This window comes from Micromonospora sp. WMMD1219 (genome assembly GCF_049315215.1).
Taxonomy (GTDB): Bacteria; Actinomycetota; Actinomycetes; order Mycobacteriales; family Micromonosporaceae; genus Micromonospora; species Micromonospora tulbaghiae.
On the sequence record NZ_CP186057.1, the window covers coordinates 6,306,459 to 6,324,612 of the forward strand.

The 18,154-nt window shown below is 73.4% G+C and carries 14 protein-coding genes; 8 read left to right on the forward strand and 6 right to left on the reverse strand.

All coding sequences use genetic code 11. The features are described 5' to 3' along the window. Positions 1-6: 6 nt before the first annotated feature. Together ACN27C_RS29495 and ACN27C_RS29500 are read right to left on the reverse strand one after the other, a co-directional pair. Positions 7-2,154 (reverse strand): 3-hydroxyacyl-CoA dehydrogenase NAD-binding domain-containing protein, encoded by a 2,148-nt coding sequence (locus ACN27C_RS29495; RefSeq protein ID WP_422749483.1) that lies wholly within the window; start codon positions 2,152-2,154, stop codon positions 7-9. Positions 2,155-2,163: 9 nt separating this feature from the next. Further along, positions 2,164-3,378: an acetyl-CoA C-acetyltransferase gene (locus ACN27C_RS29500; protein WP_120570672.1), complete on the reverse strand. Its 1,215-nt coding sequence runs from the start codon at positions 3,376-3,378 to the stop codon at positions 2,164-2,166. Positions 3,379-3,540: 162 nt separating this feature from the next. Here ACN27C_RS29500 and ACN27C_RS29505 point away from each other — a divergent pair, with 162 nt between their 5' ends. Together ACN27C_RS29505 and ACN27C_RS29510 are read left to right on the forward strand one after the other, a co-directional pair. Continuing rightward, a complete protein-coding gene (locus ACN27C_RS29505) occupies positions 3,541-4,749 on the forward strand; it encodes a TetR/AcrR family transcriptional regulator (RefSeq protein WP_422749485.1) in 1,209 nt (402 codons plus the stop codon). 63 nt (positions 4,750-4,812) lie between these two features. Beyond that, on the forward strand, positions 4,813-6,006 hold the full coding sequence (locus tag ACN27C_RS29510; protein WP_233585567.1) for a TetR/AcrR family transcriptional regulator: 1,194 nt from the start codon (positions 4,813-4,815) through the stop codon (positions 6,004-6,006). A gap of 13 nt (positions 6,007-6,019) precedes the next feature. Here ACN27C_RS29510 and ACN27C_RS29515 read toward each other — a convergent pair whose 3' ends face one another. Next, positions 6,020-7,237 (reverse strand): oxygenase MpaB family protein, encoded by a 1,218-nt coding sequence (locus ACN27C_RS29515; RefSeq protein ID WP_422749487.1) that lies wholly within the window; start codon positions 7,235-7,237, stop codon positions 6,020-6,022. Between the two features lie 153 nt (positions 7,238-7,390). On the opposite strand from ACN27C_RS29515, the gene ACN27C_RS29520 reads away from it, so the two are divergent. Further along, complete coding sequence (locus tag ACN27C_RS29520; RefSeq protein ID WP_120573863.1) at positions 7,391-8,362, forward strand: oxygenase MpaB family protein; 972 nt, start codon at positions 7,391-7,393, stop codon at positions 8,360-8,362. Here the strand turns inward: ACN27C_RS29520 and ACN27C_RS29525 are convergent. Together ACN27C_RS29525 and ACN27C_RS29530 are read right to left on the reverse strand one after the other, a co-directional pair. Continuing rightward, the gene (locus ACN27C_RS29525) at positions 8,270-10,132 is read right to left on the reverse strand and encodes an AMP-dependent synthetase/ligase (RefSeq protein ID WP_422749489.1); all 1,863 of its coding nucleotides are present in this window, start codon (positions 10,130-10,132) and stop codon (positions 8,270-8,272) included. The two genes, ACN27C_RS29520 and ACN27C_RS29525, sit on opposite strands and share 93 nt — an antisense overlap. A 202-nt stretch (positions 10,133-10,334) precedes the next feature. Next, complete coding sequence (locus tag ACN27C_RS29530) at positions 10,335-11,141, reverse strand: SDR family NAD(P)-dependent oxidoreductase (protein ID WP_422749491.1); 807 nt, start codon at positions 11,139-11,141, stop codon at positions 10,335-10,337. A 122-nt stretch (positions 11,142-11,263) separates the two neighbouring features. On the opposite strand from ACN27C_RS29530, the gene ACN27C_RS29535 reads away from it, so the two are divergent. The 5 genes from ACN27C_RS29535 (at position 11,264) to ACN27C_RS29555 (ending at position 16,574) form a co-directional block, all read left to right on the forward strand. Next, the gene (locus ACN27C_RS29535; protein ID WP_233585570.1) at positions 11,264-12,463 is read left to right on the forward strand and encodes an oxygenase MpaB family protein; all 1,200 of its coding nucleotides are present in this window, start codon (positions 11,264-11,266) and stop codon (positions 12,461-12,463) included. Positions 12,464-12,528: 65 nt separating this feature from the next. Beyond that, entirely contained in the window at positions 12,529-13,104 is a 576-nt protein-coding gene (locus tag ACN27C_RS29540) for an isoquinoline 1-oxidoreductase (RefSeq protein WP_422749493.1), read from the forward strand. A 74-nt stretch (positions 13,105-13,178) separates the two neighbouring features. Next, positions 13,179-14,363 carry a zinc-dependent alcohol dehydrogenase gene (locus tag ACN27C_RS29545; protein ID WP_421500254.1) on the forward strand — a complete coding sequence of 395 codons (1,185 nt, stop codon included), beginning with the start codon at positions 13,179-13,181 and terminating at the stop codon, positions 14,361-14,363. Then, entirely contained in the window at positions 14,360-15,304 is a 945-nt protein-coding gene (locus ACN27C_RS29550) for an SDR family NAD(P)-dependent oxidoreductase (RefSeq protein ID WP_422749496.1), read from the forward strand. The genes ACN27C_RS29545 and ACN27C_RS29550 overlap by 4 nt, the downstream gene beginning before the upstream one ends. A 124-nt stretch (positions 15,305-15,428) precedes the next feature. Continuing rightward, a complete protein-coding gene (locus ACN27C_RS29555) occupies positions 15,429-16,574 on the forward strand; it encodes an MBL fold metallo-hydrolase (RefSeq protein WP_422749498.1) in 1,146 nt (381 codons plus the stop codon). A gap of 49 nt (positions 16,575-16,623) precedes the next feature. Here ACN27C_RS29555 and ACN27C_RS29560 read toward each other — a convergent pair whose 3' ends face one another. After that, entirely contained in the window at positions 16,624-18,135 is a 1,512-nt protein-coding gene (locus ACN27C_RS29560) for a deoxyguanosinetriphosphate triphosphohydrolase family protein (protein ID WP_013474761.1), read from the reverse strand. Positions 18,136-18,154: the final 19 nt, after the last annotated feature.

Genomic DNA, 18,154 nt, shown 5'->3' on the forward strand with positions numbered 1-18,154 from the left:
CCGCCGCTACTCGAACCGTTCGCCCCGCTCGGCCATTGCCACCAGCAGTGGCGGCGGGTCGAACCGCTCGCCGTAGCGCTCGGCCAGCACCCGGGCGCGGGCCACGAAGCCCGGCAGCCCGCCGTCGTACTGGTTGACGTACTGGAGGACGCCGCCGGTCCAGCTCGGATAGCCGATCCCCAGGATCGAGCCGACGTTGGCGTCCGCCACCGAGGTCAGCACGCCGGAGTCCAGGCACCGCACCGACTCGATCGCCTCGATGAAGAGCATCCGCTCCTTGAGGTCATCGAACGGCGTGTCCAGGTTCGTGCCGCCGAACTGCTCCCGCAGACCCGGCCAGAGCCCGGCCCGCTTCCCGTCGCGGTAGTCGTAGAAGCCGGCGCCACCGGAGCGCCCGGTCCGGCCGCACTCGTCGATCATCCGGTCGATCACCGCCTCGGCCGCGTGCGGCGTCCAGGTGCCTCCGGCGGCCACAGTGGCCGCGGCCGTCTCCTGCCGGATCTTCCGGGGCAGGGTCAGGGTCAGCTCGTCCATCAGCGCGAGGACCGGCGCGGGATACCCGGCCTGGCTGCTGGCCTGCTCGATGGTCGCCGCCGGGATGCCCTCGGCCAGCATCGCCACGCCCTCGTTGGTGAACGTCCCGATGACCCGGCTGGTGAAGAAGCCCCGGCTGTCGTTGACCACGATCGGCGTCTTGCGCAGCCGGCGGACGACGCCCAGGGCGCGGCCCAGTGTGGTCTCGTCGGTCCGCTCCCCGCGGATCACCTCGACCAGCGGCATCTTGTCCACCGGGGAGAAGAAGTGCAGCCCGACGAACTCCTCCGGCCGGCTGACGCCCTCGGCGAGCAGCGTGATGGGCAGCGTGGAGGTGTTGGAGGCGATGAGCGCGTCCGGCGCGACCTGTTCGATCTCGGCGTACACCTTGTGCTTGAGCGCCGGGTCCTCGAAGACCGCCTCGATGACGAGGTCGACGCCGGCCAGGTCGGCGACGTCGCCGGTGGCGTGGATGCGGGCCAGGAACTCGTCGCGCTCGGCCGGTGTCGTCCGGCCCCGGGCGACGGCCTTGTCGAGCAGGCCCGCCGAGTACGCCTTGCCGCGCGCCGCACCCTCGGCGGTGACGTCCTTGAGCACGACCCGCATGCCGGCGCGGGCGCAGACGTACGCGATGGCGGCGCCCATCATGCCCGCGCCGACGACCGCGACGCTGCGCGCCGGCTCGTGGTCCCCGCCGACGGCCCGGGACCGGGCGGTCTGGAGGTCGAAGAAGAGCGCCTTGATCATGTTCTTGGCGATCTGCCCGGTGGCCAGCTCGGTGAAGTACCGGCCCTCGATCGCGAACGCGGTGTCCAGGTCGACCTGGGCGCCCTCGACGGCGGCGGCGAGGATGTTGCGGGGCGCCGGGTAGGGCGCGCCCTTGAGCTGCTTGCGCAGCAGGGCGGGCATGGCCGGCAACTGCGTCGCGAGGCCGGGGCTGGACGGGGTGCCGCCGGGCATCCGGTAGCCCTTGCGGTCGTACGGCTGGGTCGCGTCCGGGTGGGCGGCGATCCAGTCGCGGGCGGCGGCCATCAGGGCGTCCCGGTCGGCGACGACCTCGTCGACGAGCCCGTGCGCGAGCGCGTCCTGCGGCCGGCGGCGCTGGCCGCGCAGCAGCCAGTCGGTCAGCGCGGCGGTGACGCCGAGCAGCCGGACGGTACGCACCACCCCGCCGCAGCCGGGCAGCAGGCCGAGCGTGACCTCGGGAAAGCCGATCTCGACGGCCGGGTCGTCGAGCACGACGCGGTGGTGGCAGCCCAGCGCCAGTTCCAGCCCGCCGCCGAGGGCCGATCCGTTGATCGCGGCGACGACCGGCCGGCCGAGCGTCTCCAGCCGGCGTACGGCGTGCTTGAGCGCTGCCGCGTCGGCGGCGGACGCCTCGGCGTCGGCGGGCGTCAGCCGCACCAGGGTCTCCAGGTCGCCGCCGGCGAAGAACGTCTTCTTGGCCGAGGTGACGATCACGCCGGTGATCCGGTCGCGCTCGGCTTCGAGCCGGTCCACAGTGGCGGTGAGGCTCGCGCCGAACTCCGCGTTCATCACGTTCGCCGAGCGGCCGGGGTGGTCGAGGGTGAGCAGCACGATGCCGTCGTCGCCGTGCTCCCACCGGATGGTGTTGGCCATTCGTGCTCCTCAGATTCGTTCGATCACGGTGGCGATGCCCATGCCGCCGCCCGCGCAGAGCGTGGCCAGGCCGTAGCGGCCGCCGCGTCGTTCCAGTTCGTCGACGAGCGTGCCGAGGATCATGGCGCCGGTCGCGCCCAGCGGGTGGCCCATCGCGATCGCCCCGCCGTTGGCGTTGACGATGTCCGGGTTCAGGCCGAGGTCGGCGACGAACCGCAGGACCACCGCGGCGAACGCCTCGTTGATCTCCACCAGGTCGAGGTCGTCGACGCCGAGACCGGCCTTGGCCAGCGCCTTGCGGGCGGCCGGGGCCGGGCCGGTGAGCATGATGGTGGGGTCGGCGCCGCTGAGCGCGGTGGCCACGACGCGGGCGCGCGGGGTGAGGCCGGCGGCGGCGCCGGCCGCCTCGCTGCCGATCGCGACGAGCGCGGCACCGTCGACGATGCCGGAGGAGTTCCCCGCGGTGTGGACGTGCTCGATCCGCTCGACCCAGTGGTACTTCTGCAACGCGACCGCGTCGAAGCCCGCCTTCTGGCCGATCTCGGCGAACGAGGGGCGCAGCGCGGCGAGGCTCTCCGCCGTCGAGTCCGCCCGGATGTGCTCGTCCCGGTCCAGGACGGTGAGCCCGTTGCGGTCGCGGACCGGCACCACGGACCGGGCGAAGTAGCCGTTGGCCCACGCCTTCGCGGCCCGCGCCTGCGACTGGAGCGCGTACGCGTCGACCGTCTCCCGGTCGAAGCCGGCGATGGTGGCGATGAGATCGGCGCTGATGCCCTGCGGCACGAACCCGGTGGTGTAGTTGACCTCCGGATCGAGCGCCCACGCCCCGCCGTCGGAGCCCATCGGCACCCGGGACATCGACTCGACGCCACCGGCGAGGACGAGATCCTCCCAGCCGGAGCGCACCTTCTGCGCGGCGATGTTCACCGCCTCCAGGCCGGAGGCGCAGAAGCGGTTGAGCTGGACGCCGGCCACCGTGTCGGGCAGGCCGGCGGCGACGGCGGCGGTCCGGGCGATGTCGGCGCCCTGGTCGCCGAGCGGGGACACCACCCCGAGCACGATGTCGTCGATCAGCGCCGGATCGAGGCCGGGCATCCGCCGCAGGGTCTCCTCGATCAGGCCGGTGATCAGCGAAACCGGCTTCACCCCGTGCAGCGCTCCGGTCGGCTTGCCCCGCCCGCGCGGCGTGCGCAACGCGTCGTAGATGAACGCATCGGTCGTCATGCCAAGCTCCTCATTGCTCACCCGCATGCGAATTTCGCCTAACTTTTCTTGAGCCTGCCGCCGCTTGTCAAGAAGCGTTCCACGCTGTTCGGCTCCGGCCCCGCGACGGAAACCGCCGAGGGGTGCCACCGGATCCACGCGAGGGGGCGCTAACGTGTAGCGGTGCGACGAGCAGCCAGCGACACCGCCCCGGCACCGGTCAGACGGCCCAAGGACCGCAAGGCCCGGATCGCGCTCGCCGGTGCCGAGCTGTTCTGCGAGCGGGGCTACCACGGCGTCTCGGTGGACGAGATCGCCGCCGCCGTCGGCATCAGCGGGCCGGCCGTCTACCGGCACTTCCCGAACAAGTACGCGATCCTCGTGCACGCCACCCGCGAGGTCGTCGGCGCCCTGCTCGCCGCGACCGGGCAGCCGGCGGCGAACAGCGCCGACGGGCTGCTCGACGAACTGCTGCACGCGCTCGCCGAGGTCGCGGTGAGCAGGCGGCGGGTGGCCGGGCTGTACCAGTGGGAGGGCCGCTACCTGACGCCCGAGCACCGGCAGGAGTTCGCCGCGTCGATGGCCACGCTCGTCGGCCGCGTCGCCGCGCCGCTGCGCGAGCTGCGTCCCGAGCTGACCGCCGGGCAGGCGGACCTGCTGGTGAACGCGGCGCTGAGCGCGTTCGGCAGCGTTACCACGTACCGGGCCGCGGCCACCGGCACCGACACCGAGCACCTGCTCACCCGGGTCGCCTGGACGCTGCTGCGGACCGACGCGCCGGCGGTGCCGCCGCGGCGGCGTCCCGCGCCGGAGGACACGCCCGCCACTGGCCCGGTGCGCCCGGCGTCGCGCCGCGAGCTGCTGCTGATCGAGGCGATGCGGCTGTTCCACAGGCACGGCTACCACGCCGTCGCGGTCGAGGACATCGGCCGCGCCGCGGGCATGCAGGCGTCCAGCGTGTACCGCTACTTCCCCGGTAAGGCCGATCTGCTCGCGGCCGCCTACTACCGGGCCACCGACCGGCTGACCGGCGCCACCACCGCGGCGATCGCCGACGCGAGCGACCCGGCCGACGCGCTGCACCGGGTGGTGCGGGCCTACGTCGACTTCGCGTTCGGCCAGAGCGACCTGGTCGCGGTGTACCTGGCGGAGAACAACAACCTGCCGGACCGGGACCGCCACGAGTTGCGCGGCGCGCAACGCCTGCACGTCGAGGAGTGGGTGGGTCTGGTCCGGGCGGTACGGCCGGACCTGCCGGCCGGCGACGCCCGCGTCCTCGTGCACGCCGCGCTGAACGTGGTCACCGACGTCGGACGGCTCGGCCGCTTCGACCGCACCGCGGGTTACGACACCTGGACCGCCCGGCTCGCGCTCGCCGTGCTGCACGCCTGAGCGGCGTCGTCGCGAGGGCGCGGGCGGCGTGAACCGCTGTGGTTGACTGACACCCATGGTCCTGTGCCCGTCCGCGTCCGCCCGGACGGTCCGGTGACCACCGGGCCGGCCGCGGCCACCCGGCCACGCAACCGCAGGCAGGTCATCGTGGAGTCGGCCGGGCAGGTGTTCAGCGAGCGCGGCTACCACGGCGCGTCCATGGAGGAGATCGCCGCGGCGGTCGGCATCAGCGCGCCGGCGCTGTACCGGCACTTCCCGAACAAGTACGCGTTGTTCGCCGAGTGCGCCAACGTCATGGTGGACAACCTGGTCGGGGTCGTCGACGAGTGGCCGCCCGACGCGGCGCTGGCCGACGTGCTGCTGGCCCTCACCCGGGTCACCGTCGCGCACCGCGCCTCCGGCGGCATCTACCGGTGGGAGGCCCGCTACCTCGGGCGCGCGGACCGCCACCTGCTCCGCGCGAAGTTCGGCCACGTCGTGGGCCGGGTCACCGAGATGGTACGGCGGGAGTACCCGCTGCCCGACGAGCGGCTGCGGGCGGTGGCGGCGCTCGGTGTGATCGGCTCGGTGACCATGCACCACACCTCGATCGCCCAGCGCCGGATCGAGGATCTGGTGCTCCGGTCCGCGATGCGGGTGGTGGCCACCGACCCGACGACCGCCGCCGGGACGGCGCGGCTGGTCGAGCTGCCCGCCCAGCCGGTGCCCCGGACCCGGCGCGCGGAGATCCTGGCCGCGGCCGTGCCGCTGTTCGCCCGGGACGGCTTCGCCACCGTCACCAACGCGCAGATCGCCCAGGCGGTGGGGCTCGCGCCGTCCGCCATCTACCGCCACTATCCCGGCAAGGTGGACATCCTCGTGGCCGCCTGCCTCCAGGCGGCGGAACTGCTCGCCCAGGCCGTGGACCGCAGCCTCCAGCGGGCGGCCGATCCTCGTCAGGCGGTGGTCGCGCTGGCGGCGGCGTACGTGGCCTACTGCTTCGAGCACAACACCCTCAACAGCGTCGCCGAGGCCGAGGTGGCCGGGCTTCCGGACGACGTCCGGCGTCCGCTCATCCTCGCCCAGCGGGAGCACATCGCGGTGTGGGAGCAGCAGTTGCGGGCGGTCCGGCCGGACCTGGACCGGCGGCAGGCCCGGCTGCTCGTGCACGCCGGCTTCGGCGTGGCGGTGGAGGCCGGGCGGGCCCTGCGCTGGCAGGACTCGCCCGGCCACCGGGACGCGGTGACCGCGCTGGTCACCGGCGCCCTGACGCTGTGAAGCCGCACGCGCCTCAGGTGCCCGGCCGGTTCATGACCGGGATCGTGATCGGGGTGTGCGACGCGGACGAGCCGTTGTTGAGGAACAACATCGCCAGCCCGCGGATGAACCTGTCGAACAGGCCGAACGTCTCCGGCATGAGCGGCGAGAGCCCTTCGCGGAACATCACGTACGTCGGCCAGCCGGCCTCGATCACACCCCGGGAGATGTAGTCGCGGGGCAGCCGCAGCCAGTCGCCGATCCGGTCGGTGAGCACGTAGCGCGCGAACTCCCGCTGGAATCCCCGGGTGACGCCCAGGTCCACCGAGGACGTCAGGTTCAGCAGGATGTCGGCCAGGTCGATGCCCTCGGGCGTCGGCGCGAGGAGCGGGTTCAGCGCGTACCGGGACTGCTCCTCGGCGGCGGCCCAGCTGTTCGGGATGAACTCGTCGCGGACCCCGAGCAGGTGCAGGGCGACCTGCCACATGTGCAGGTAGGCCTCCTCCTCCGCGGCCGACACCCGCAGGCCCCAGCGACGCCAGTCGAGCAGCTTGCGGTGCACGTAGGTGCCGAGGCTGTGGAAGGTGATGAGGATGTCGCCGTTGCTGATCGGGATCGGGTGGTCGGTGACGCCGCGCCACGGCGCGGACTGCGGCAGCAGGTGCCGTACGGCCGCGTGGGTGAGCCGCGTCTTGTGCGAGGTGACCACGAAGCTGCCGGTGGCCTTGAACGCGTCGGGGGCGCTCAGGTCGTACCCGTAGGTGAAGGTCTTCGCGGCGCGCGACTTCATGTCCGCGCCGCCCTCGGACCAGTAGACGTTGCGGGCCTCGCGCGGGATCACCGTGCTCATGATCCCGCTGCCCAGGCCGTAGAGCAGGAACAGGTACATGCTCATGCGCTTGTTGAACTGGGCGGCGCGGTCCAGCTTGGCCTGGTCGGCCCAGGACGGCAGCGTGTTGACGCGCCGCAGGTAGGTGGTGAGCGCCGGGGGCAGGCCGGCGGGCAGCGCGTCGCCGTTGCGGATCCAGGACGCGAACGCGGTGTTCACCGCCGGGATCTGACCGGCGTCCAGCAGCGAGGCGACGAGCGGGTCGGTGTCGTCGTCCCAGACGTCCCACGGGTCGGTGACCGTGTCGGTCCCGGCGATCGAGCCGGACGACGACCACGCCCACGCCTTCGGGGTGTCCGCCACCGCCACCAGTCCCAGCGCGGCACCGAGCGTCAGGACGCTTCGTCTACTGAGATTCTCCATTAGCACCACTTCCCGGTTTCGACCGGACATCGCCCTGAACACCGGCCCGTGAGGTGCGCACAAGCAGGTTTCGAGTTATCCGGGGATGTGATTTTCTATTAACATAGAGGAGCTTGACTGCATGGGCAAGGGTGGACGGTGGAGGTGGTCGCTATGGCTCGTGACGGGCGGTACCGCTGGCTGCGCCGGATCGAGACGCTCGACCCGGTACGCGACCACCACGAGATCTACCGGCTCTCCGCCGGGTACGAGTTCCCCTTCGACTACCAGCGGGCGCTGGAGCTGGCGCTGCTGCGCACGTTCTGCGTGCCGGGCATCTCCGCGCTGCTCGACGCGACCGGCGAGTTCCGGCTGCGGGCGCAGCAGCGCTACGACGACACCGCGCTGCTGATGGCCGAGCTGCTGGAGCACGGGTACGACTCGCCGCGCGGCCGGGAGGCGCTCCGGGTGGTCAACCGGGCGCACGGGCGGTACGCGATCACGAACGACGACATGCGCTACGTGCTGTCCACGTTCGTCTACGAGCCGATCGACTGGCTGGACCGCTACGGCTGGCGCCCGCTGCACGAGCACGAGCGGCTGGCCGCGTTCCACTACTACCGCGCCGTCGGCGCGCGCATGGGCATCCGGGACGTCCCGGCGGACTTCGCCGCGTTCCGGGCCTTCAAGGACGCGTACGAGCGCGAGACGTTCCGCCGTACGCCGAGCAACGAGCGGGTCGCGGCCTACACGCTGGACCTGTTCGCGTCCTGGTACCCGGCGCCGCTGCGCCCGGCCGCGCGGCTCGCGGTGCGCGCGCTGCTGCCGCCCGAGATGCGCGCCGCGTTCGGACTGCCGGCCGCGCCGCGACCGCTGACCGCGCTGGTCGGCGGCGCGCTGCGCGCCCGAGCCGCCGTGGTGCGGCTGCTGCCCGCGCGGACGGTGAGCCGGCTGACCCGCGCGCCGCGCAACCGCACCTATCCCGGCTACCCGCGGGGGTACCGGCCCGCCGACCTCGGCGCGCCGCCACCCCCGCCCGGCATCGACCCGGCGCTACTCCGTGACGGGCTCCGCCACCGCGTCGCCCGGCCGGTAGAGGGCGTCGATCCGGTCGCCGTACCGGTCGACGACGACCCGGCGCCGTAGCTTCAACGTCGGGGTCAGCTCGCCCGACTCGGGCGTCCACGCCGACGGCAGCACCTGGAACGTCTTGACCTGCTCGGGCCGGGCGAGCCGCGCGTTGGCCGCGTCCACGGCGGCCTGGATCTCGGCCAGCAGCACCGGGTCCGAGGCCAGGGCGGGCAGCTGCGGGTCAGCGACGCCGTGCGTACGCGCCCACTGGGGCGCCACCTCCTCGTCCAGCACGATCAGCGCCGTGACGTACGGCCGCCGGTCGCCGATCGCCACCGCCTGACCGATGAGCGGGTGCGCCCGCAGCAGGTTCTCGATCTGCGCCGGCGAGATGTTCTTCCCGCTGGACGTGATGATGAGTTCCTTCTTGCGGTCGGTGATGGTGAGGAAGCCGTCGTCGTCGAGCGTCCCGACGTCGCCGGTGGCCAGCCAGCCGTCCGCGTCGACGACCGGCTCGACGGTGCCGTCCTCGCGCAGGTAGCCGGAGCACACGAGCGGACCCCGGACGAGGACCTCGCCGTCGTCGGCGAGGCGCACCTCCATGCCCACGTTGGGACGGCCGACGGTCCCGGTGCGGAAGCGGTCGGGGGTGTTGAGGGTGGCGGTGCCGGTGGTCTCGGTCAGACCCCACACCTCCAGCACGTCGACGCCGAGCCCGGCGAGGAACCGCAGCACGTCCACCGGGATCGGGGCGGCGCCGCTGCCGGGCCAGACCATGTTGTGCAGGCCCAGTGTCGACTGCAACGGTCGCAGCACGGTGTCGCGGGCCTGCGCCACCCGCGCGGCCAGCTCGTCCGGCACCGGCTTCCCGGCCGCGCGCAGCTCGTACGCCTCCAGGGTCGCCGCGGTCGCGGCGGCGACGGCGGCGCGGACCGCGGGCTCGGCGCCGGCCAGGTGGGCCTGGACGCCGGCGGCCATCTTCTCCCAGACCCGCGGCACCCCGAAGAACGAGGCGGGACCGACGGTGCGCAGCGCCGCGACGAGCTGCGTGGCGTCGGGGCAGATGGTCACGTGCCCGGCGCGGTAGATCGGGTTGTAGATGCCGAGGAACCGTTCGGCGATGTGCGCGAGCGGCAGGTAGGCCACAGTCGGCGCGTGGTCCGGGACGGACACCATCGCCTCCAGCGCCACCGCCTGGTAGAGCACGTTGTGGTGGCTGAGCACGACGCCCTTCGGGTCGCCCGTCGTCCCGGACGTGTAGAGCAGCGTCACCGGCTGCTCGGGCCGGATCGTGCGCCAGCGCCGCTCGAAGGCGTCCGGGTCCGCCTCGCGGGCGGTGCGGCCGAGGGTACGCACGCGGGACAGCGGCACGGCCTCAGTCGACGCTTCGCCCGGCTCGTCCACCAGCACCACCCGGAGCAGGTCGGGCAGGTCGGGCAGGATCGGCCGCCAGCGCTCCAGCTCGGCCGGGCCCTCCAGCACGAGCACCTGGGCGGCGCTGTGCCGCGCCAGGTAGCGCATCTGCTCGGGGCTGAGCGTCGGGTAGATCGTGGAGGGCACCGCGCCCAGGTGGACCGCGGCGAGGTCGACCAGCCAGTGCTCGGCGCGGCTGGACATCATGACCAGCATGTGCCGCCCGGCCTCCAGGCCGATCTCGGCCAGGCCGGCGGACAGCTCGGCGACCTCGTCGCGCAGTTGCGCCCAGGTGCGGGTGTCGTCGCGGCCGAGCGTGGTCAGCGCGGGCCGGTCGCCGTGCTCGGTGGCGTTGCGGTGCAGCAGCGCCGGGACGGTCAGGTCGGCGGCTTTCTTGGCGCAGTCCTCGGCGAGGACGTCGGCGGGGTCCATGGGCTACTCCTTCACACGCAACCGGGCCTGGTGGTGGCAGGGCTGGCCGCACCCCGCCGTGGTGCCCGCGCGGGTTCCGCAGCCGATGGCAGCACTGTAAACGAGGGTTAACTTTCTGGGAAGGATCGCCCGCGATCTGGCGCTGTATCGACACGCGACGGTGACGCGGTGACGAACGCCGGCTAACCAAGCGGTCCGCGGTTCACTGCGCGGTCCAGCCGCCGTCCACGTGCAACACGCTGCCGGTGACGTAGCTCGCGGCGTCCGAGGCCAGGAACAGCACCGCGCCGACGACCTCCTCGGGGCGGCCGAACCGGCCCATCGGGATGCGGTCACGCAGCCGCTTCGACCACTGCTCGTGGCCGCGCAGGCCCTCCGTCATCGGGGTCTCCAGGTAGCCGGGCGCGACCGCGTTGACGCGTACGCCGGCCGCCGCCCACTCCAGCGCCAGCGTGCGGGTGAGCTGCTCGACGCCGCCCTTACTGGCGCTGTACGCGGCCAGGCGCGGGAAACCGGCCTGACCGTGCACGGAGGACATGTTGACGATGCTGCCCGCGCCCTGCTCGACCATGACGGCGCCGGCCGCGCGGGCGCAGACGAACACCCCGGACAGGTTGGTGTCGATCACCTGCTGCCAGTCCCTCAGGCTCAGCCGTTCGCTGCGGTGCAGCGCCGGGCTGATGCCGGCGTTGTTGACGAGGACGTCCAGCCGCCCCCAGCGCTGCCGCGCGAGGGTCAGCACGGCGTCCGCGGCGGACTCGTCGGCGACGTCACCGGCGACCACTGCCGCCGTGCCGCCACCGGCCGCTATCCGGTCCCGCACCTCGTCCAGCGCGTCCGGGCGCCGGGACTGGAGGATCACCGACGCGCCGGCCCGCGCCAGCCCTTCGGCGATCGCCGCGCCGACGCCCTGGCTGGCTCCGGTCACCCACGCGACCCTGCCCGACAGCATGCCCTCGACCACCGCCACGGTGGGCTCCCCTCTTCTTGATCCATCGACAGTTGTCATCGTGAGCCTTGTGGACACCGTTACCACGTGCTCTCATGTGATACACGGGCGCAACATTCGTTTCACCGTATCAGCGGCCTCGACCCCGAGGAGTGAACGTGGAACCGGTAAGCAGACGCAAGATGTTGAAGGCCGGCGGAGCACTGGGCGCGCTCGGCGCGCTGAGCGTCGCCGCGCCGGCACAGGCGCGATCGGCGTGGACCTGGTCGCCCAAGGGATCGGTGGCCGGCGCCGGGGCGGGCGTGGACCCCCGCTGGGTGTGGGACGAGGAGGCCGACCCGCTCGTCGCCTCGCTCCTGGACCGGGGCGACGCACCACTGGTCAACCAACTGCTGCGGACGTGGACGAAGAACGGCCAGCCGCTGCCGTCCGGCCTCCCGGCGGACGTCCGCCAGTTCATCGAACGCGCACGCGTGCTGCCGTCCTGGGTCGACCAGGGCAAGCTGGCCACCGCCGTGCGCTTCAACGAGAAGCGCGGCCTCTACCTCGGCGTGCTCTACGGCCTGGCCAGCGGCATGATGAGCACCGTCATCCCGAAGGAGGCGCGCGCCGTCTACTACTCCAAGGGCGGCGCGGACATGAAGGACCGCATCTCCAAGACCGCCAAGCTCGGGTACGACATCGGCACCGCCAACGCGTACCAGCCCGACGGCTCGATGATCGTGACCGCCGTCAAGACCCGGCTGGCGCACGCCGGCGTGCGTCACCTCCTGCCGCAGTCGCCCGAGTGGGCCGACGTCGCGCCCGAGGACATCCCGATCAGCCAGCGCGACCTGATGGTCACCTGGCACAGCCTGCCGACCACGGTCATGCGGAAGCTGACCGACTGGCGGGTGCCGATCCCCGCCGCCGAGTCGACCGCCTTCCTGCACCTGTGGCAGGTGGCCGCGCACATGCTCGGCGTCCGGGACGAGTACATCCCGGCCACGTGGAGCGAGGCGAACTCCCAGGCCGGCGAGGTCCTCGACCCGATCCTGGCGCCCACCCGCGAGGGCAACGCGCTCGCCGACATCCTGCTCGGCCTCGGCAAGGAGATCGACGCCGGGCTGCTCAGCAAGCCCATCCTCGGCTCGTTCACCCGGTTCATGCTCGGCAACCAGATCGCCAACTGGCTGGAGATCCCGCGCGACCTGCTCTGGGACACGCTGCTGCGGACGAGCTGGGGCCCGTTCATCGCGGTCCGGGAGGCGCTGCTGCCGTTCCCGCTCGCACCGGAGTGCTACTGGCTGTTCGACGAGTTCCTGCGCAAGCTCGCCCTGCTGTTCCTGTCCGAGGGGCAGTCCATCAACATCGAGATCCCGCTCGGCAACCGCGAGTTCTGACCACCGCGTCGCAGCCGGGGCGCCTCCCGTCCCCGGCTGCGGCGACGAGCGCCCGGGTGAGCACCATGACCGCGCCCCTCCCCCCGTTCCTGGGCTACGTGCTGGCCGCGCCGGTCCTCGTGGCCGCCGCCGAACTCACCGCGGCGTACCCGGCCGCCGCCCGGACGCCGTCGCCGGACGTGGCCGGGCTGCTCGGCCTCGGCCAGATCATGACGGCCGCGGCCCTGCCCGGGGCGGCGCTGATCTCCGTCGAGGTCGGCCCGGACGGGACCGTGTCGTTCACGCTGCCGCCGGACCGGTACGACGGCGACACCTCGGCCGCCGAACTGATCGCCGACGGGCTGTCCGTGCCGCGCCGGCGCGTCCGTGTGCCACCGCCACGGCCGACAGGGGGGCGGACGCGTGGCGCACCCCATCCGGCGGTCGGAGCCCGTACCCCGGTCCGGGTCGCCGTGGCGGTGGCCCGGCGGCGGCTGCTGGAGGCCGCGTCGGCGGCGCTCGGCACGCCCGTCGCCGGCCTGCGGCTCGCGGCCGGCGCCGTCACCGACCGCACCGGCCGCCGCCTCGACATCGGCGCCCTCGCCGGCACCGCGGCCAGCACCAGCACCATCGCCGTGACGGTCGACCTCACGCCACGGTGACCGGCGCCGCCGATTCAACGGCCTCCTGCCGGGTAGCAGTCCGATGGACGGCACCGGAGAGGGGACAGACAGGCATGAAGGCACTGACCTGGCACGGCAAGCGGGACGTTCGCGTCGAGGACGTCCCGGACCCCCGGATCGAGGAGCCGACCGACGCGATCGTCCGGATCACCTCGACCGCCATCTGCGGTTCCGACCTGCACCTGTACGAGGTGCTCGGGCCGTACCTGAAGCCCGGCGACATCCTCGGGCACGAGCCGATGGGCATCGTCGAGGAGGTCGGGTCCGGCGTGACCCGGCTCAAGAAGGGTGACCGCGTGGTCATCCCGTTCAACATCTCCTGCGGCTCGTGCTGGATGTGCGAGCGGCAGCTCTACGCGCAGTGCGAGACCACGCAGGTGACCAGCCAGGGCAAGGGCGCGTCCCTGTTCGGCTACACCTCGCTGTACGGCTCGATCCCCGGCGGCCAGGCGGAGTACCTGCGCGTCCCGCAGGCCCAGTTCGGGCCGATCAAGATCCCGGACAGCGGCCCGGACGAGCGCTGGCTCTACCTGTCCGACATCCTGCCCACCGCCTGGCAGGCGGTGAAGTACGCGGACACCCCGCCCGGCGGCACGCTCGCCGTGTTCGGGCTCGGCCCGGTCGGGCAGTTCAGCGCCCGGATCGGCCGCCACCTGGGCGCCGGCCGGGTGATCGGGCTGGACCTGGTACCTGAGCGGCTGGAGATGGCCCGCCGCCACGGCATCGAGGTGCTCGACGTCAGCCAGCTCGACGACGTGCCCGGCACGCTCATCGACCTGGTCGACGGGCGCGGCCCGGACGCGGTGATCGACGCGGTCGGCATGGAGGCGCACGGCGCGCCGCTGGGCAAGATGGCCCAGACCGCCGCCGGGCTGCTGCCGGACAAGCTGGCCCAGGCGATGACCGACAAGGCCGGCGTGGACCGGCTCGTGGTGCTGCACGCCGCGCTCAAGGCCGTGCGGCGCGGCGGCACCGTGTCGATCTCCGGCGTGTACGGCGGCGAGCAGGACCCGATGCCGCTGATGGAGATGTTCGACCGGGGCATCCAGCTGCGCATGGGCCAGTGCCACGTGCGGCGCTGGGTCGACGAGATCATCCCGCTGCTGGAGCGCGACGACGACCCGCTGGGCGTGGAGGACCTGCGGACCCACCGGCTGCCGCTGACCGATGCGCCGCGCGCGTACGAGATGTTCCAGAAGAAGGAGGACGGCTGCGTCAAGGTCGTGCTCGCACCGTGACCCGCACGGTGGTCGTCACCGGCGCGACCAGCGGGATCGGCCGGGCGACCGCCAGGGAACTGGCGGGCCGCGGGGACCGGCTGGTCCTCGCGGCCCGCTCCCCCGCCACGCTCGACGAGGTACGCGACGAGTGCCGGGCGGCGGGCGCGCAGGCGATCGCCGTACCGATGGACGTGACCGAGCCCGGCGCGGTGGCCGCGCTGGCCGACGCGGCGCGGGCCGAGTACGGCCGCGTCGACGCGTGGGTGCACACCGCCGCGGTGATGGCCTACGGCCGCTTCGACGAGACGCCGGCCGAGGTGTTCGAGCAGGTCGTCCGCACCGACCTGCTGGCCGCCGCCGCGGTCGCCTGGGAGGCGCTGCGCCGGTTCCGGGACGCCGGCGGCGGCACCCTCGTGCTCACCGGCTCGGTGCTCGGACACATCACCGCGCCCTACATGAGCGGATACGTGGCCGCCAAGTGGGGCCTGCAAGGACTCGCCCGCACGCTCCAGCAGGAGGCGCGGGAGACGCCCGGCATCGCGATCTGCCTGGTCAACCCGGGCAGCGTCGACACGCCCGTCTACCGGCAGGCGGCCAACTACCTGGGCCGGATCGGCCGGCCACCGCCCCCGATCGCCTCCCCCGAGCGGGTGGCACGGGCCATCGCGCACTGCCTCGACCGGCCACGCCGGGAGGTGTCGGTGGGACGGCTCAACGTGATCATGCGCTTCGGCTTCACCGTCCTGCCCGGCGTGTACGACGCGCTGGTCGGACCGCTGATGCGCCTGGCCGGACTGACCCGGCAGCCGGTCGCCGCGCACCAGGGCATCGTGTTCACGCCCAACCCGGCCGGCGAGGCGGTCCGGGGCGGATGGGTGCCCGACGCGTCCCAGGTCGTCCGAGCCGTCGGCGGGCGCGCGGCGACCGTGGCGTCCGCGGTACGCCGCCGGCTGCCCTGACCGCCGCCGCGGACCGTCCGGTGGACTGTCACGCGGGCGGACCCTCGTGCGGGTGGGCTGTCGCGCGGGCGGACCGCGACGAGGGTGGTTACCGTGTACGACGGGACACGGCGGAGGGACGAACATGCGGCAACGAACGGGGCGGGAACCGGACCGGACGCGCGGCGGGCGGGTGTGGAAGCTCGCCGGGCTGGCCGCCGTCGCCGGCCTGGCCTGGGTGGCGCGGGACGTGCCCGCCCAGCTCGGCGGCCGGCTCACCGGCGCCCGGGCGGACCGGGCGGCCCGGTCACCGCGCTTCCACGACGGCACGTTCCACAACCCGGCCGGCGCCAGCGCCACGATGGTCGCCGACCCGGGCCGCAACCTCGTCCGGGAGCTGATCTTCGGCAAGCAGAAGCGGCGGCCCGTTAGCCCGGTGCCGCTGCTGCGCCCCGGCGCCGCGCCGGCCGCCGACCCGGCCCGCGAACTGAACGTGATCTGGTACGGCCACGCCTCCACGCTCGTCGAGATCGAGGGGCGCCGGGTGCTGCTCGACCCGGTGTGGAGCGACAGGTGCTCCCCGTCCGGGCTGGTCGGCCCCCGGCGCATCCACGAGCCGCCGGTACGCCTGACCGAGCTGCCCCCGCTCGACGCGGTGCTGATCTCACACGACCACTACGACCACCTGGACATGGAGACCGTCCGCACGCTGGCCGACCTCCAGTCCGCGCCGTTCGTGGTGCCGCTCGGCGTCGGCGCCCACCTGGCCCGCTGGGGCGTACCCGAGCACCGCATCGTCGAGCTGGACTGGTCGGAGAGCCACCGGGCCGGCGGGCTGACGCTCACCGCGACCGCCGCGCAGCACTTCTCCGGGCGCGGGCTGCGCCGCGACGGCACGCTCTGGAGTTCCTGGACCATCGCCGGGACACACCGGAAGGTCTTCTACACCGGCGACTCCGGCTACTTCGACGGGTACGCCGAGATCGGCGCCGAACACGGCCCGTTCGACGTGACGCTCATGCAGATCGGCGCGTACGACCGGGCGTGGCCGCACATCCACATGTTCCCGGAGGAGGCGGTGGCCGCGCACCTCGACGTCCGCGGCGGACTGCTGGTGCCGGTGCACTGGGGCACGTTCAACCTGGCGCTGCACGACTGGTCCGAGCCGGTGGACCGGCTGTGGGCCGAGGCGAAGGCGCGGGACGTCCGGCTCGCCGTACCGCGTCCGGGCGAGCGGGTGGTGGTGGACGAGCCGCCGGCGGTGGACGGGTGGTGGCAGTCGGTCGCCTGACCCGGCTCGGTCCCCGGGTGGCGCTGCCGCCTTCGTGCTCCGGGCGGGATCAGAGCACGAAGGCGTCCGTCCACAGCGCGCCCGAGCGGCCCGACAACGCGTCCAGCATCGCCACCGCCTGACCGTCGGTGAGCTGAGCGACGAAGTCGATGATCGCCCGGCCGCGGGCCCGTCCGATCCGGTCCGGGGTACGCGGGTGCAGCTCCGCCTCGGCCAGCTCCACCAGGTCGTGCAGCCGGCGCGGCAGCCGGGACTCCTCGTCCGGGTCCAGCAGCCACTCCCAGAGCGCCTCCACCAGCGTGCCCAGCAGCCGGGCCTGGCCGCGCTGGTGCAGGGCCAGGTCCGGGCGGGCCAGCACGAACCGGTGGTGCACGAACTTGAGCACCTGCACCTCGTGCCACTGCGGCTTCGCCAGCAGCACGTACCCGGAGCGGACCCCCGGATCCGGCGTCACGGTGATGGCGTCCACGAAGCGGGTGGACCAGCGGGCCGAGAACCGGGCCACGTACTGCTCCGCCTCGATCGAGCCGTCGAACGGCAGCGCCAGCAGCCCCTCCACCAGCTCCTCGCGGACGTGCTCGACAGCGGCGGCGAACGCCTCGTCGTCGGCGATCCAGCCGTCCTTGCGGTGCAGTTGCCGGCGCAGCCGCTCGATCGCCGCGCCGGGCCGCCGGCCCGCCCCCTCCAGCGCCGACGCGGTGATCGACCGCAGGTGCCCGCACTCGCGCTGCCAGGCCATCAGCTCGGCCGCCACCGCGCCCTGCTGGAGCACCCCGACGCGGTAGAAGTCCTCCACGTCGTGGATCGCGTACGCGATGTCGTCGGCGGTGTCCATCACCGACGCCTCGGGGGTCTGCTGCCAGTCCGGGATCCGCCCGGCGAACGGCTCCCGCGCCTGCCGCAGGTCGTCCAGCTCGGTGCGGTACGCGCCGAACTTCACCGACCCGCTCTGCGGATCCTCCGGCGGCGCCGCCGCGCCCCGGGGCGCCGGGTCCAGGTGACGCGGGTGCGGGTCGGGATGGTCCAGCCGGGTCCACGGGTACTTCAGCATGGCCGCCCGGACCGCGGCGGTCAGGTCCAGCCCGGTGGTCGCCGCGCCGCGGATCTCGGTGCTGGTGACGATCCGGTACGACTGCGCGTTGCCCTCGAAGCCGTCGGGCAGCCCGAGGCGCTGCCGGGCCAGCCGGTCGAGCACGCGCTCCCCCAGGTGCCCGAACGGCGGGTGCCCGAGGTCGTGCGCGAGCGCGGCGGCCTCCACCACCTCCGGATCGCAGCCGCCGAGCTTCTCCAGCAGGTCCCGGTGGGTCGGGTCGGCGTTCAGCCGCTCCGCTATCGCCCGGGCCACCTGGGCCACCTTCAGGCTGTGGGTGAGCCGGTTGTGCACGAGCAGCCCGGACCCGCCCGGGCTGATCACCTGGGTCACGCCGCCCAGCCGGGCGAAGAACGGCGAGCCGACGATCCGGTCCCGGTCGGCCCGGAACGGGCCGGCGGCCAGGTCGCCGAGCGCCCGGGCGCTGCCACCGAACAGCCGCCGGGCCCGCGGATCCGCAGGTGCCTCCATGATCGCCACGCTAGCGCAG

Coding starts and splice junctions, on each gene's coding strand:
- ACN27C_RS29535 (WP_233585570.1), top strand. CDS start 11,264: ATGTTGAAGGCCGGCGGAGCACTGGGCGCGCTCGGCGCGCTGAGCGTC.
- ACN27C_RS29560 (WP_013474761.1), bottom strand. CDS start 18,135: ATGGAGGCACCTGCGGATCCGCGGGCCCGGCGGCTGTTCGGTGGCAGC.
- ACN27C_RS29555 (WP_422749498.1), top strand. CDS start 15,429: ATGCGGCAACGAACGGGGCGGGAACCGGACCGGACGCGCGGCGGGCGG.
- ACN27C_RS29495 (WP_422749483.1), bottom strand. CDS start 2,154: ATGGCCAACACCATCCGGTGGGAGCACGGCGACGACGGCATCGTGCTG.
- ACN27C_RS29525 (WP_422749489.1), bottom strand. CDS start 10,132: ATGGACCCCGCCGACGTCCTCGCCGAGGACTGCGCCAAGAAAGCCGCC.
- ACN27C_RS29520 (WP_120573863.1), top strand. CDS start 7,391: ATGGCTCGTGACGGGCGGTACCGCTGGCTGCGCCGGATCGAGACGCTC.
- ACN27C_RS29500 (WP_120570672.1), bottom strand. CDS start 3,378: ATGACGACCGATGCGTTCATCTACGACGCGTTGCGCACGCCGCGCGGG.
- ACN27C_RS29530 (WP_422749491.1), bottom strand. CDS start 11,141: ATGACAACTGTCGATGGATCAAGAAGAGGGGAGCCCACCGTGGCGGTG.
- ACN27C_RS29540 (WP_422749493.1), top strand. CDS start 12,529: ATGACCGCGCCCCTCCCCCCGTTCCTGGGCTACGTGCTGGCCGCGCCG.
- ACN27C_RS29545 (WP_421500254.1), top strand. CDS start 13,179: ATGAAGGCACTGACCTGGCACGGCAAGCGGGACGTTCGCGTCGAGGAC.
- ACN27C_RS29515 (WP_422749487.1), bottom strand. CDS start 7,237: ATGGAGAATCTCAGTAGACGAAGCGTCCTGACGCTCGGTGCCGCGCTG.